Raw genomic sequence first — 12,572 nt, forward strand, 5'->3', positions numbered from 1 at the left:
GTTTGAACAAAAAAACACCGCGTTAATGCGGTGTTTTTGCTGAGATGATTTATTGAATTCCGTGGATCATTGTTAAGAATAATTGCCCGTTTTGTTGATAGTAACTATAGGTTACCGTGCTATCTGCTTCAAGAAATTCAATAAGATCCTTTGAGCTAGCAGTTAAACGGAATGCCATTGGATGCTTCCCTTTGCATCAATAATTTCAACAGAATTATTGTCAATTTGACCTACGAAAGTGCCTTCGATATTATTCCCAACTTCTTCAAGTGTAAATTCGATTTCTTCACTTAACCCGTCTGCTTCAAGAGCTACTGACCAGATTTCTAATGTATACGTCCCAGGTTGAAGTGTAGAGAAAGCTTCAACATCGACATTTATCACATAGCCTTCAGTCGGTGTAAGTGTCTTTTCTATGATTTGTTGTAAAAACATTTTATCCATAGAGTATGTGTAAACGGCACTACCACTAGCATCTTTAATTTGATATTCATATTCTTGGCTACTGCTAAAAGTTAAATCAACGTCTTTATCGGTTACGTTTTCTAGAGAGAAAGTATAGTATCCATCTGAGAATTGTAGGTGAGTAGAAACAACATCCTTATTAATTACTACTTCATTGCCATCTTTTTCACTAGGAGTTTCGTACCCTGTTTGATCCCCACTACCCGTTTTTTGATCAACTTCACCAGAACCACAAGCTGTTACTAATATAGTTGCTAACGCAATCGCTGATAATACTTTCCAATATTTTTTCATATTGACCGCCTCCATTAAGCTGTTAAGTTATTTGTTCAACTAGTTAGTCGACAAGTACTTTAAAAGGTTACAAGGAAATAATAATTTAACAATTCTAATTTTTTGTGGCAATATGGTAGAGAGAAGATAACTAATTTTAAAGGAGAAAAACTATGCAAAACCCTAGATTACAAAAGCTTCATGACGATTGGCTGGTTGAGGCAACGATCGATGAAATACGAGAAAAACTTGCAAGTGGAGAAGTTTCGTCAAAAGATCTCGTTTTGATGTATTTATATCGGATTGCTAATTTTGATCACATAAATTCTGTACTAGAGATTAATCCTGATGCCCTACATATTGCAGAATTTCTCGATTTAGAAAGGATGTTTAAAGGAACTAGAGGTCCGCTTCATGGTATTCCTGTTCTAGTGAAGGACAACATCGATACAAATGATAAAATGCACACAAGTGCCGGCTCGCTAGCATTACAACATTCTGTTGCCTTAAAGGATTCATTTGTGGCGAAGCAACTTCGTGACGCTGGAGCTATTATTCTTGGAAAAACGAATATGACCGAATGGGCAAACTTTATGACAACTGGGATGCCTAGTGGGTATAGTTCAAGAGGGGGCCAAGTCCTTAATCCATACGGACAGGGGACATTTGATGTTGGTGGCTCTAGTTCAGGATCAGGCGCGGCAATTGCTGCTAATTTTGCAGTAGTAGCGGTCGGTACCGAAACATCTGGTTCGATATTGAGTCCAGCGAGCCAAAATTCTTTAGTAGGTATTAAGCCTACAGTAGGCTTAGTAAGTAGATCTGGAATCATTCCGATTGCCTTTAGTCAAGATACGGCAGGACCGATGGCTCGTACTGTAAAAGATGCAGTGTATTTACTTAATGCTTTAAACGCAGTTGACGAAGCAGATGTGATAACAAAAACAAATCCATTTGAAGACATTGATTTTACTGATTTTTTAAGTCAAAAAGATCTAACTGGTGTTCGGATTGGGATCGCACGAGAAACCTATTTTGATTCCTTAACAGAGGGAAAATTAGAAGTTATGAATACAGCCATCAATAAATTACAAGAGTTAGGGGCAGAAGTGGTGGATGTAACGATTCCTTCGACAAAAGAGAAGTGGTCATATGATGTTCTAACATACGAATTCAAAGTGGCGCTTAATTCTTATTTAAATACATTACGACCAGGGAAAATCCACTCTTTAGCAGATGTCATTCAATTTAATCATGCTCATGGGGATAAGACATTAAAATACGGACAAAAGCTTTTAGAAGAAGCAGAGGAAACTACAGGAACATTAACGGAAAAAGAGTATGTGAATGCAAGAGAGCATGATATCTATATGTCTACAGAACAAGGGATCGACTTTACATTGAATGAGCACAATTTAGATGCGATCGTTTTTCCGAACAATTACGGTGCAGGAATTCCAGCAAAAGCGGGCTATCCTTCCATTACCGTTCCAGCTGGGTATACAGTAGAAGGCGAGCCAGTTGGAATTACCTTTACAAGTACAGCCTATAGTGAGCCAAGGTTAATTGAAATAGCTTTTGCTTATGAACAAGGATCGAAACTACGTAAAGCACCAGAGCTGTAAATAGTAAGCATTTTTTCATAGATCATGCTATGATATAGAGTAGCTTTTTTAAGGGCACACGAGTGTGTCCTTTAATTATTGTATAAGGGGAATTAGCATGGAGTGGGAAATATTAACGATTATCGGTACAATTGCGTTTGCTCTAAGTGGCGTTATTGTGGCGATGGAAGAAGACTATGATTTAATGGGAGTATATATATTAGGGTTAGTTACTGCCTTTGGAGGAGGGGCAATTCGAAACCTATTAATAGGAGTTCCGGTTTCTGCGCTTTGGGATCAAGGCCATCTTTTTACAGTTGCATTGGTAGTGATGACGATTGCCTTTTTCTTTCCAAAGTTATGGGTAGCTCGTTGGCTAAAATGGGGGTTAATCTTTGACGCGCTTGGACTCTCCGCCTTTGCGATTCAAGGTGCACTTTATGCCACGAATATGGGACATCCGATTAGTGCTGTCATTGTCGCTGCAGCCTTAACAGGAACAGGTGGCGGGATGCTCCGTGATGTATTAGCAGGACGAAAACCATTATTTTTGCGAAACGAAATTTATATCGCCTGGGCAATGCTCGCAGGACTTGCAATTGGCCTTGAAGCAGTAACAGGACCAATTGGTATTTGGATTTTATTTGGTAGTATTGTCGTATTGAGAATGCTATCAGTCTATTTAAAATGGGAGTTACCACGTAGGAGATTGAGAGTTAACTAAAAAGGAAGGGAAGCATATCAAGTCATTTATTGATATGCTTTTTTAATTTTCCTAGATTAATGAGTTATATGTTGTGATGAAAATCAAATAGCATTTAATCAATCAGTTGGCATAATTGAGACAATTTGTTGGATTCGAATAAAGAAGGGAGAATTGCCAGCCATAAGCGTAATATGGTCAAGTTTTACATCTTTTAATATCCCACGTATTGTATCTTTTGTTGTCTCTACGATAAGTTCCTTTCCAATTACAGTTTGTAATGTCTGAATGACAAATGGATCTACCATTGTTTGATATTGTGTATTTAAGTTATTACCTTGTGATCGTTGCATATCATAGCCGTAGTACATCTTTTCAAACCTCCAAACGTTGAATAGTTTCAAGGCATTATATGTTAAAATGCCTAATCTGTTTGGGCAAAAGGTATATTTTAGGTGCCTAATCATTTTTCTACGTAAAGATTGGGGTTCATATGTAAATAAAAAAGACGTCCCTAAGGACGTCTTTTTGCGTATTGCGGCGAGAAACTACACTCCACATAGTGTTTACCCGAAGGCGCGTAACTCGACTTATGCAAATCAGCTCATCGCTTAATTAATATACCATTGATCATTCGAATTTACAATGGTTATTTTTAACAGAATCTTTATTTGCCGGCAAAATAACAAATGGGAATAGTACAATCATGGATCAACATATTTTGGAAGTAAGTGTGAATAAAGGAGGTTATTTTTTTGAGTAATTATCAAAACCCACAGCAATATGAACGGAATACGCCACAAATGTTCACGATGGTAGATCCTTATGTTTATCAGACTTTACTAACGATTGTCCAAAAAACAATAGTCGTTCAAACATCGGAAGGGAGTATTAGGGGTGCTTTAGTTGATGTAAAACCTGACCATATCGTTGTAGACGTTTCAGGATCGCCCTTTTTTATCCGTACTCAATGCATCGTTTGGGTGAAACCAGAATAATTAAGGAGAGGGGTGAAAGTCTTGTTTCAACGTTTTGATAAACTTTTAATCGACCTTCCAAAACCGGAATATGCCGATCCAAATGGAGCATCAGCAGTTCAAGAGTTACTCGGTGGGAAATTTGGTGAGATGTCGACGTTAAATAATTATTTATATCAATCGAATAACTTTCGAAATAAAAAAAAATTCAAACCTTTTTATCATTTAGTTTCAAGTATCACTGCAGAAGAAATTGCACATGTCGAACTTGTTACCCACACAATCAATATCATGTTAGAGAACACAACGTTCCCAGGGGATCCAAATATTGCACCGCTGCAAAATGCAAAGGATTTACGCTTCCATCACCATTTTATTGATACTGCACAAACTGCAAAACCAGCCGATTCTCACGGTCGACCATGGACGGGCGATAATGTGTTTAATAGTGGCAATTTATTACTCGATTTAATCCATAACTTTTTCTTAGAGTGTGGGGCAAGAACCCATAAATGCGTGTTTATGAAATGACAGAGCATCCTACGGCTAGAATGATGATTGGATACCTTCTTGTTCGTGGTGGAGTTCATGTTGTTGCATATGCAAAAGCAATAGAAGTGATCACTGGTGTTGATATGACGAAGATGTTACCAATTCCAAACTTAAGTAACCGAGCCTTTGAAACAGCGAGACAGTTTGAAGATGCGGGAATTCATACAAAGTTATATACGTGGAGTCCATCCGATTTCCGTGATATAAATAAAATTTGGAAAGGAACCCATCCTGAAGACGGTAAGCCACTTGAAGTGATTATAGGTTCCCCTGAAGGTGTACCTAAACCTGATTACGATGATCTCCCTGAAGAATTTGCTCCAGGAATATCAGCTGAAGACTACCAAGAAATAGTCAAACGGCTCATGCGCTCAGCAGGAATGTAAAGAAATAGTAAAGGCTGCTCACGTTATTATCTGGGCAGTCTTTTTATTTTTCCCAACGAAGCGAATTTCATGTTTCAACGAGGCAATTAATGGTTGAGTAAAATAGTTTCAGTTGCGAAAAATAAGAACTGAAGAGGACAAACAATGGGAGGTTAAACGATGCCAAAAGTTGAAGTTTCATGTGCGATTTCAAACTGCACGTTTTATGGGGAAGGAAATGTTTGTACAGCTGAAAAAATCATGGTAGAGCTAGATAACCACGCAAGGTATGATACAGAGATGTCATCTGAACTAGATGAGAAAAATCATATTGATGAAGCTGGGGAATCCGCTGAAACCTGCTGTAAAACTTTTAAACCAAAAAGTAGATAATTTATGGAAACAAAAGTTGAACTGCACTCCAAATGTTGACCACAATCAACTGGAGGTGCAGTTTTTTTATTTCCTTTTATTAATCAAAATCACCCTTTTCAGCTTATTTTATAAAATATGTAGTAGACGTTTTTCTTACTTATACTGAAAAGGGAGAAATACAATGTCAAAACTAGAGCGCTACTTCAAAGGATTTCGAAAAAACATAGTTGGAGTCAATGAAACCTATTTATCGCCATATGGCAAAAAGAAGATAATTTACGCTGATTGGATTGCTAGTGGACGATTGTATAAACCAATAGAACTGACGTTATTAAATACTGTAGGACCGTTTGTTGCAAACACTCATACAGAATCAAATATAACAGGTTCAACGATGACTAGAGCATACGCTGAGGCGCATGCATTGATAAAACAACATGTGAATGCTGGACCGAATAGTGACGTGATTATTACGGACGGTTTTGGCATGACAGGCGTCGTTAATAAATTGCAGCGGATGTTAGGGTTAAGGGTACCTGAGAAATATCAAGAACGAATTTTTTTGAAGCCTGAAAATCGTCCAATCGTCATTATTACTCATATGGAACATCATTCGAACCATACTTCATGGTTAGAAACGATTGCAGATGTTGTTGTCGTTGATCCTGATGTCCATAATTTAGTTTCTCTTAAAAATCTTCGTACAGTTTTGGAAGAAAATAAACACAGAAAGTATATCATCGGTGCGTTTACCGCTTGCTCCAATGTGACTGGAATTGAAACATCTTATCATACCATGGCCAGGATCATTCACGAATATGGAGGTGTTTGCTTTGTTGACTTTGCTTGTTCCGCACCGTATGTTCAAATTAATATGAGACCTGAAGATGAAAGGGAACACCTAGATGGGATTTACTTTTCTCCACACAAATTTTTAGGTGGTCCAGGGACGAGCGGAGTCTTAATTTTTAATAAGAACTTATACAAAAACAAAGTGCCTGATCATCCAGGTGGTGGGACAGTCAAATGGACAAATCCTTGGGGAGGTAGGAGCTATTTTTCCGAAATCGAAAGACGAGAAGACGGTGGAACACCAGGTTTTTTACAAACGATTAAAACAGCGTTATGTATTCGTTTAAAGGAACAAATGGGTGTAATGAACATACAAGAGAGGGAAAAAGAGCTTATAAAGCTTGCTTTTGATCAACTTTCTGAGATTCAGGGTTTACACATTTTGCAAGGGAATGTTCGAAAGCGTTTAGGTGTTCTATCTTTTTATATAGATGATCTCCATTATAATTTACTAACAAAACTGTTATGTGATCGTTATGGGGTCCAAGTTCGTGGGGGCTGTGCATGTGCTGGAACGTATGGTCATTATTTGTTAGGAATTTCCCCAGCGGAATCAAAGGTAATCACTGATCAGATTGAAAAAGGTGATTTATCTAAAAAACCAGGTTGGGTAAGGCTATCGTTACACCCAACTATGACAAATGCAGAGCTTAGTTATATTACAAAAGCAATCAAAGAAATCGTTGAAAATCAGGAACATTTGGAAAAAGACTATTGCTATCAACCGACGACGAATGAATTTTACCATAAAACATTTAAGGCAAGTTTAGATATTAAAGAGTGGTTTACGTGAACGATAACTAGAGCTTGGTATATCTCAAGCTCTTTTTTGTTGGAAAAATTTAGTGCCTGTGTGTTATAATTGCAAAAATTTAAAATGAAAGGGATGGCATAATGGGTCTTTATTTAACAAAACCAGCGATGGAATTTAAACAGGAATACCTTTCTTTCTATCAGGAATGGAAAGATAGTAGAGAAGAGATGATACCCTGGGTAATTCAAAAAGACCCCTCAAATTTTCAGGACATGCTGCAATTTTTAGTTAATAACGAAAAGGGGATTAATATTCCAAAAGGCTGGGTCTCGGATTCAACTTATTGGTTAATGAATCAAAGGAAAGTGGTTGGTGTTGTAAATATTCGTCATCAATTAACAGAGCATTTGCTTAATAGTGGTGGACATATCGGTTACGGTATTCGTCCATCAGAACGGAGAAAGGGCTACGCAACAGAACTATTGAGGCTAACTTTAGTAAAAGTAAAAGAACTGGGCATAGAAAAAGTGCTTGTGGTATGTAATGAGAGTAATCTAGGTTCCTTGAAAACCATCGTCAACAATGGTGGCGTCCCTGATATAGATTTTATCGAAGAGAATGGTAACATAGTCAAGCGATTTTGGATTGATTTATCTTAAAATAAATTCGAAAGGAAGTGCATTATGTGCGGTCGATTTACCTTAACGGCTGAGAAAGATGAGATTGCAGAGCGCTATCATCTAGAAATGGACCTTATCGGTTATGAAAAACGCTATAATATTGCTCCGAGTCAACAAATTCTAGCGATTATCCATGATGGCAGTAAACACCGAGCAGGTTATTTGAAATGGGGATTAGTACCGCCATGGGCGAAAGATCCTGCGATTGGTCATAAGTTAATTAATGCCCGTGGAGAGACAATTACAGAAAAGCCAAGCTTTAAACAATCGTTCAAAAAAAAGCGTTGTTTAATTGTGGCGAATGGTTTTTACGAATGGAAGCGTGATGGTAAAGCAAAAATTCCAATGTATATTACCTTTAAAGACAACCGTTTGTTTGCCTTTGCTGGGTTATGGGAAACATTTCAAACCCCTGGTGATAAACCTTTACATACCTGTACCGTTATAACGACTGAACCCAATGAGCTTGTTCAAGATGTCCATGATCGTATGCCGGTGATCTTACAAAAACATCAGGAAGAGTTGTGGCTTGATCGGACCATGGAAGATGAACTATCTTTACAAAAGTTGATTAGACCGTTTGCAGCTGATGACATGATAAGTTACCAAGTCTCTAGTCTAGTGAATTCTCCTATAAATGAAGGAGTACAACTTTAGCCAAGGATGAACCGACAACGTTATTTTAACCTAGATGAAAAAGCCCGGAGTAAAACTCCAGGCTATTTTCATCTAGATTTAAAATTCAGGCAAGTTATCTAAATTGTTTTCTTTTATTCCATCGGGTTCACTGCGTAATATATCACGGCCATACTTGTGGAACACGTCGACATGGGCAAGCTTCCCAGCTTTCGCATCATTTAATGCAGTAATATAATCGAGTTCTCGACCAGAACTTGTTTTAAAGGCAAAAAGATCACCTTCCTCGTTTTTGCGTACTGCAACGATATGCTCTTTCCCTTCCTCGTCATGACTAACTTCCTCCACAGTGTTTTGACGATATTGGTTATATATTTGTTCAAAACGGTCGTTGTTTTCCATAGTAATTCCTCCTTATCGTAATAAAAATTTCCGCATTAGCGAACTAACCTAGTTTAGGGGTTTTCTTTGTTCTTCCTGCTTTTGGTAGTTTTTTTATTTATATGAAAAGTTGAAAATTCCTTATTCCGAGCTATCTTTTGCATTAATTAATGATCCCATGCTGGATAATTTCGACATCTAGCTGAATCTTAATTGGCATTGTAGAATAAATTTCCTTCCACCTTTTTTCATTCCAAGCATGGTTGTGATAGGCGATTATTTCTCGCCCAATTCCAAAGTAATCACAGTTCGCATTTTGTAATTTTTGGATCGTTGTTGTAGCGAGGGTCGTTAACTCTTCGCCTATTTTTCGGTTTAATTTAAGGGCCGAATCCCTGTCTCCGAGGCCATCTGGTGGATATTCGAGAACATTCAGGTACAATTTTAACTGGAAATTTGCCTCTACATTATTTTCACTATGTGCCTTCACATTAAGTTTACTCGTAAAATCACTAACTTCAAATGTTATATAGTTAAGAGCCTCCAACTCTCGTTTTTCATCTGCAATTTTCACTGTAAATCTCGCCCGCTTGGCCTTTTTATTATTTAATAAATTTACCATTAAACTTTCTTCTCGATTAAGCTCACCGCTCATTTTTTTCCCATCAAACAAAGCTGTCCCAGCAATCTGTGCGAGTTCTTCTTCTTTGATATTATTTAACATAATCAACGGTAGACTAAAGTCTCTACCTGGATCAACCATAATTGGGCAGATAAATTGAATGTTTCGTTTTGGTACTACGGAATTCACCTCAGCTCCCTTAATCAGTTCATAGAAGTAATCGCTAATTAATGATTCACCTTCTACTTGTAAATTAATTAATTTGTTTGATAAATCTTTGGTTATTGCTATCCGAGCATTTAATGGTGCTCTAGGGTCTCTGTAATATAAGTCAAGAATGGGATATAGATCAATTTTTGCTAGTTCTTCGTGAATAAGTAAAACCTTAATTTTTGAAGAATCAAGGATTCCTGACACTTTCGAGTCAATATCCATCCTTGTTGCACGTAACGTATTCCCTTTACCTGTAACAATTTTTGCTTTCCCAGTACCATTAACACCAGGCTTTGAAATCGAAACCGTTCCTTCATATTCACCATTTTTCCCTAAATCAGTACCAGCGATGAAGAGAATGTTTGTATCCTTCAATAATAATTGGTCCCAACAACCTGTAATGAAAGAAAGTGTCACTAAAAGAATGAGTAACAACCCAAATCTTCTCATTTATACCTTCACCTTACCTTCTAATCTTCGTAATGCATACGAAAGTAGTAGTGTACCTACAGGTAAAACAATCGAAAAGATAATCCCTAGATTTCCAATATTTGTACTCCAACGGTCAATCGATAACACATTTCTGGGTATGAGCGAAAGTATACTCGCACATATAAGGATGATTGCCACTGTTTTTGTTTGTTTTTTGATTGGGATGATTTTTGCTAGCCCCATAGCAGCAAAATAGCTATAGCTCATTAAAGAAGTGGTGACCAATATCATCCAAATTGACAGAAATACAATATCTGTTCTCTCAATAACTGTGAATGTAAAGGCATTTAACATATATAACACCGGGTGCGGAACCAGTCGTAATTCTTCAGGGCTGAAAAAAATAGTGCATAAGAATGTTAAATAGGTATAAAACAAAGTAACAAAACCATTGGCAGCACTAGCATACAAGAGCTTTTCCTTTTCATTTCCTTTGACGAACGGGAATAGAAAAAGGACTAATTCGAAGCCCAATAGTGAAAAAATTGCTTCTTTCCCACCACTTAAGAAATTAGTGAATCCACTATTAAAAACAGGCATAATATAACGAATGTCTACCTGTGTATACACAGGTAGGGTTAGTAGAACAATTGAAAGCAAAAAAACTGATACTAGAGTATGAAAGCGAGCAATAATTCTTAGATTTTCAATAACCAAGTAATAAACTAAAATCCCAAGCATTACCAAAAAGATCCAATTAGGCGTCTGTGGAAAGGCCCATATATCTATAATGGAATTAAACAAAATGAAAATTAAACTAACAACTAGAAGAAAATATATCATATAGAAACCTATAAGCAGTTTTCCAATCGATCTCCCAAATACCTTTGGCAAGATATCGAAAAATGAACTTGAAGGAAACCGCTTAGAAAGTTTCCAAAAAAGGAGTATTAACATTTGAATAACTACTCCTGCTAAAAGAACAGCCATCCATGAGTCCCCTGCTGCACCTCCCGAAAAAACAGAATAGGGCATTGACAAAATACCAATACCAATTTGGGTTTGAATGATGAAAAATGTCATCTGTAACAGTGTAATAGAGGATTTATTCTGTTCCATCATGTTTTCTCCATCCTCTAGAATTGTTATCTTGGATTAATTTTTCGGTAACGTAGCCTTTGGCCGTGTTTTCATTTTCCAAATCGGGCCACGAATAACGGTATCTTTTAGGTCACTAAATTGCAGGGGAGCAAAAGGCGCAAAATAAGGCGAACCAAACGTTTCTAATTTGCATAGATGAATTAATAGTAAAATAAAACAAAACATGATGCCGAAATAACCAAAAGAAGCTGCAGCAAACATAAATGGAAAGCGAATAACTCTAAGCGAGGTATTCATTTCTGCTGAAGGAACAACAAAGGATGAGATAGCTGTAATTGCAACAACGATGATCATTATATTGAAACTAGGCCTGCCTGCACAACAGCATCACCAATGACAAGCCCTCCGACAATACCAATGTTTGGCCAATCGGAGAAGGTAATCTTACTCCTGCTTCACGAATCAGTTCAATGGTTAGCTCCATAATTAACGCTTCAATGATTGGCGGATATGGTACCGTGTCAATAGAGCTTTTAATCTGCATCACTAAATCGCCTGGAATTACTTCAAAATGAAAAGCAACCGTTGCAATATAAAATGAGGGTACGAAAATAGCAATAAAAAAACTAATTGTTCGGATAATCCGATAAAAAGATCCCGAAAAAAAACGACTATTATAATCATCTGGAGACTGATAAAACGAAAAAAAACTTACTGGAAAAACTAATGCAGTTGGACTACCATCAGCTAATAAAGTAACTCTTCCATCAATTAAATTTGCCATTACTCGATCTGGACGTTCGGTATTTAACATTTGCGGAAATGGAGATAAAGGTTGATCCTCTAAAAACTCCTCTGCAAACCCAGGGCTAAATACCATATCCGCAGAAATGCTCTCAATCCGCCTTTCAATTTCTTTAACAATTTCTTGATTCGTTGTTGTGTTTAGATAAACTAGTGCCAGCTTTGTATTTGTTTCTTTACCGACCCGAAAGAATTTTACAGTCAACGCACTGTTTTGGACTTTACTTCGAATTAAATGAATATTTGATAATAGGCTTTCGTTGAAACCCTCATGCGCTCCTCTAACTACCTTTTCATTTGAAGGTTCTTCAATCGATCGCTCAAGGCGACTGGATGCAGCAAACACTATAGCCTGCGACTGCCCTTCTAAAAACAGGACAACCTTTCCTTCTAAAAGCGCTTTTGGAAGTTCATCTAGTGTTTTTTTTAACGAAACATTACTAGCAGTGATGATTTCTAGAGGATCGTTGCTAGTCGCTAACCGAAGCTTTTCAAAAAAATTTCTTTCTAGCTTTTCATTGTCAACGAGTGTCTCTAGAAATATACAAGCTCCCTTTGTATCCTGTAAGGTAAAAGATCTAATTAGAATGTCATCAGAGTAGTTTAACCTTTCTTGAATAAACGTAAGATTTTCATTTAACTTATTTGAAGCTGGTAATGAAGACTGGTCCATTTTCAACATCGTAACTCCTTATCTAAAACATCATTTTCCTCTCTATCCACTGATCTCTACGAAAATAATCTAATGGGAATTTTCACATAGTATCCCACAAGTGTTAAGAT

Annotated in this window: 15 protein-coding genes and 1 pseudogene; 8 read left to right on the forward strand and 8 right to left on the reverse strand. The window is 37.1% G+C overall.

Annotated features, from left to right (window positions below; genetic code table 11):
- Positions 1-49 precede the first annotated feature (49 nt).
- Both H1D32_RS11835 and H1D32_RS11840 read right to left on the reverse strand, forming a co-directional pair.
- On the reverse strand, positions 50-178 hold the full coding sequence (locus H1D32_RS11835) for a hypothetical protein (RefSeq protein ID WP_261178499.1): 129 nt from the start codon (positions 176-178) through the stop codon (positions 50-52).
- Positions 163-759, reverse strand: coding sequence for a BsuPI-related putative proteinase inhibitor (locus H1D32_RS11840; protein ID WP_261178500.1), 597 nt, complete (start codon positions 757-759; stop codon positions 163-165). Before H1D32_RS11840 ends, H1D32_RS11835 begins: the two co-directional genes overlap by 16 nt.
- Positions 760-911: 152 nt before the next feature.
- On the opposite strand from H1D32_RS11840, the gene H1D32_RS11845 reads away from it, so the two are divergent.
- Together H1D32_RS11845 and H1D32_RS11850 are read left to right on the forward strand one after the other, a co-directional pair.
- On the forward strand, positions 912-2,363 hold the full coding sequence (locus tag H1D32_RS11845; protein WP_261178501.1) for an amidase family protein: 1,452 nt from the start codon (positions 912-914) through the stop codon (positions 2,361-2,363).
- Between the two features lie 97 nt (positions 2,364-2,460).
- On the forward strand, positions 2,461-3,066 hold the full coding sequence (locus H1D32_RS11850) for a trimeric intracellular cation channel family protein (RefSeq protein ID WP_261178502.1): 606 nt from the start codon (positions 2,461-2,463) through the stop codon (positions 3,064-3,066).
- 98 nt (positions 3,067-3,164) lie between these two features.
- Here the strand turns inward: H1D32_RS11850 and H1D32_RS11855 are convergent, their stop codons facing one another.
- Entirely contained in the window at positions 3,165-3,416 is a 252-nt protein-coding gene (locus H1D32_RS11855; RefSeq protein ID WP_261178503.1) for a YuzF family protein, read from the reverse strand.
- 384 nt (positions 3,417-3,800) lie between these two features.
- Here H1D32_RS11855 and H1D32_RS11860 point away from each other — a divergent pair, with 384 nt between their 5' ends.
- The 6 genes and pseudogenes from H1D32_RS11860 to H1D32_RS11885 all read left to right on the forward strand — a co-directional run bounded on the left by H1D32_RS11860 (position 3,801) and on the right by H1D32_RS11885 (position 8,257).
- A complete protein-coding gene (locus H1D32_RS11860) occupies positions 3,801-4,043 on the forward strand; it encodes a YuzF family protein (protein WP_261178505.1) in 243 nt (80 codons plus the stop codon).
- A 21-nt stretch (positions 4,044-4,064) separates the two neighbouring features.
- Positions 4,065-4,960, forward strand: a pseudogene (locus tag H1D32_RS11865) (manganese catalase family protein).
- A gap of 159 nt (positions 4,961-5,119) precedes the next feature.
- On the forward strand, positions 5,120-5,332 hold the full coding sequence (locus H1D32_RS11870) for a DUF1540 domain-containing protein (RefSeq protein ID WP_261178506.1): 213 nt from the start codon (positions 5,120-5,122) through the stop codon (positions 5,330-5,332).
- A 163-nt stretch (positions 5,333-5,495) separates the two neighbouring features.
- Positions 5,496-6,959 carry an aminotransferase class V-fold PLP-dependent enzyme gene (locus tag H1D32_RS11875; protein ID WP_261178507.1) on the forward strand — a complete coding sequence of 488 codons (1,464 nt, stop codon included), beginning with the start codon at positions 5,496-5,498 and terminating at the stop codon, positions 6,957-6,959.
- A gap of 101 nt (positions 6,960-7,060) precedes the next feature.
- Positions 7,061-7,579, forward strand: coding sequence for a GNAT family N-acetyltransferase (locus tag H1D32_RS11880; RefSeq protein WP_261178508.1), 519 nt, complete (start codon positions 7,061-7,063; stop codon positions 7,577-7,579).
- 24 nt (positions 7,580-7,603) lie between these two features.
- Positions 7,604-8,257, forward strand: a complete 654-nt coding sequence (locus H1D32_RS11885) for an SOS response-associated peptidase (protein ID WP_261178509.1) — start codon at positions 7,604-7,606, stop codon at positions 8,255-8,257.
- Positions 8,258-8,335: 78 nt separating this feature from the next.
- On the opposite strand, the gene H1D32_RS11890 is transcribed toward H1D32_RS11885, so the two are convergent.
- The 5 genes from H1D32_RS11890 to H1D32_RS11910 form a co-directional block, all read right to left on the reverse strand.
- The gene (locus tag H1D32_RS11890; protein WP_261178510.1) at positions 8,336-8,638 is read right to left on the reverse strand and encodes a DUF3892 domain-containing protein; all 303 of its coding nucleotides are present in this window, start codon (positions 8,636-8,638) and stop codon (positions 8,336-8,338) included.
- Positions 8,639-8,780: 142 nt separating this feature from the next.
- A complete protein-coding gene (locus H1D32_RS11895) occupies positions 8,781-9,902 on the reverse strand; it encodes a Ger(x)C family spore germination protein (protein WP_261178511.1) in 1,122 nt (373 codons plus the stop codon).
- Positions 9,903-11,006 (reverse strand): GerAB/ArcD/ProY family transporter, encoded by a 1,104-nt coding sequence (locus tag H1D32_RS11900; protein WP_261178512.1) that lies wholly within the window; start codon positions 11,004-11,006, stop codon positions 9,903-9,905.
- A gap of 33 nt (positions 11,007-11,039) precedes the next feature.
- Entirely contained in the window at positions 11,040-11,339 is a 300-nt protein-coding gene (locus tag H1D32_RS11905; RefSeq protein WP_261178513.1) for a spore germination protein, read from the reverse strand.
- Positions 11,340-11,349: 10 nt separating this feature from the next.
- A complete protein-coding gene (locus H1D32_RS11910; protein WP_314733406.1) occupies positions 11,350-12,471 on the reverse strand; it encodes a spore germination protein in 1,122 nt (373 codons plus the stop codon).
- Between the last annotated feature and the right edge of the window lie 101 nt (positions 12,472-12,572).

Origin of the sequence: Anaerobacillus sp. CMMVII, assembly GCF_025377685.1 — a bacterium.
GTDB lineage: Bacteria > Bacillota > Bacilli > Bacillales > Anaerobacillaceae > Anaerobacillus.

Excerpts from the sequence above, each read along its gene's own strand:
- H1D32_RS11835 (WP_261178499.1), bottom strand. The coding sequence starts at position 178 with ATGGCATTCCGTTTAACTGCTAGCTCAAAGGATCTTATTGAATTTCTT.
- H1D32_RS11840 (WP_261178500.1), bottom strand. The coding sequence starts at position 759 with ATGAAAAAATATTGGAAAGTATTATCAGCGATTGCGTTAGCAACTATA.
- H1D32_RS11845 (WP_261178501.1), top strand. The coding sequence starts at position 912 with ATGCAAAACCCTAGATTACAAAAGCTTCATGACGATTGGCTGGTTGAG.
- H1D32_RS11850 (WP_261178502.1), top strand. The coding sequence starts at position 2,461 with ATGGAGTGGGAAATATTAACGATTATCGGTACAATTGCGTTTGCTCTA.
- H1D32_RS11855 (WP_261178503.1), bottom strand. The coding sequence starts at position 3,416 with ATGTACTACGGCTATGATATGCAACGATCACAAGGTAATAACTTAAAT.
- H1D32_RS11870 (WP_261178506.1), top strand. The coding sequence starts at position 5,120 with ATGCCAAAAGTTGAAGTTTCATGTGCGATTTCAAACTGCACGTTTTAT.
- H1D32_RS11875 (WP_261178507.1), top strand. The coding sequence starts at position 5,496 with ATGTCAAAACTAGAGCGCTACTTCAAAGGATTTCGAAAAAACATAGTT.
- H1D32_RS11880 (WP_261178508.1), top strand. The coding sequence starts at position 7,061 with ATGGGTCTTTATTTAACAAAACCAGCGATGGAATTTAAACAGGAATAC.
- H1D32_RS11885 (WP_261178509.1), top strand. The coding sequence starts at position 7,604 with ATGTGCGGTCGATTTACCTTAACGGCTGAGAAAGATGAGATTGCAGAG.
- H1D32_RS11890 (WP_261178510.1), bottom strand. The coding sequence starts at position 8,638 with ATGGAAAACAACGACCGTTTTGAACAAATATATAACCAATATCGTCAA.
- H1D32_RS11895 (WP_261178511.1), bottom strand. The coding sequence starts at position 9,902 with ATGAGAAGATTTGGGTTGTTACTCATTCTTTTAGTGACACTTTCTTTC.
- H1D32_RS11900 (WP_261178512.1), bottom strand. The coding sequence starts at position 11,006 with ATGATGGAACAGAATAAATCCTCTATTACACTGTTACAGATGACATTT.
- H1D32_RS11905 (WP_261178513.1), bottom strand. The coding sequence starts at position 11,339 with ATGATCATCGTTGTTGCAATTACAGCTATCTCATCCTTTGTTGTTCCT.
- H1D32_RS11910 (WP_314733406.1), bottom strand. The coding sequence starts at position 12,471 with ATGTTGAAAATGGACCAGTCTTCATTACCAGCTTCAAATAAGTTAAAT.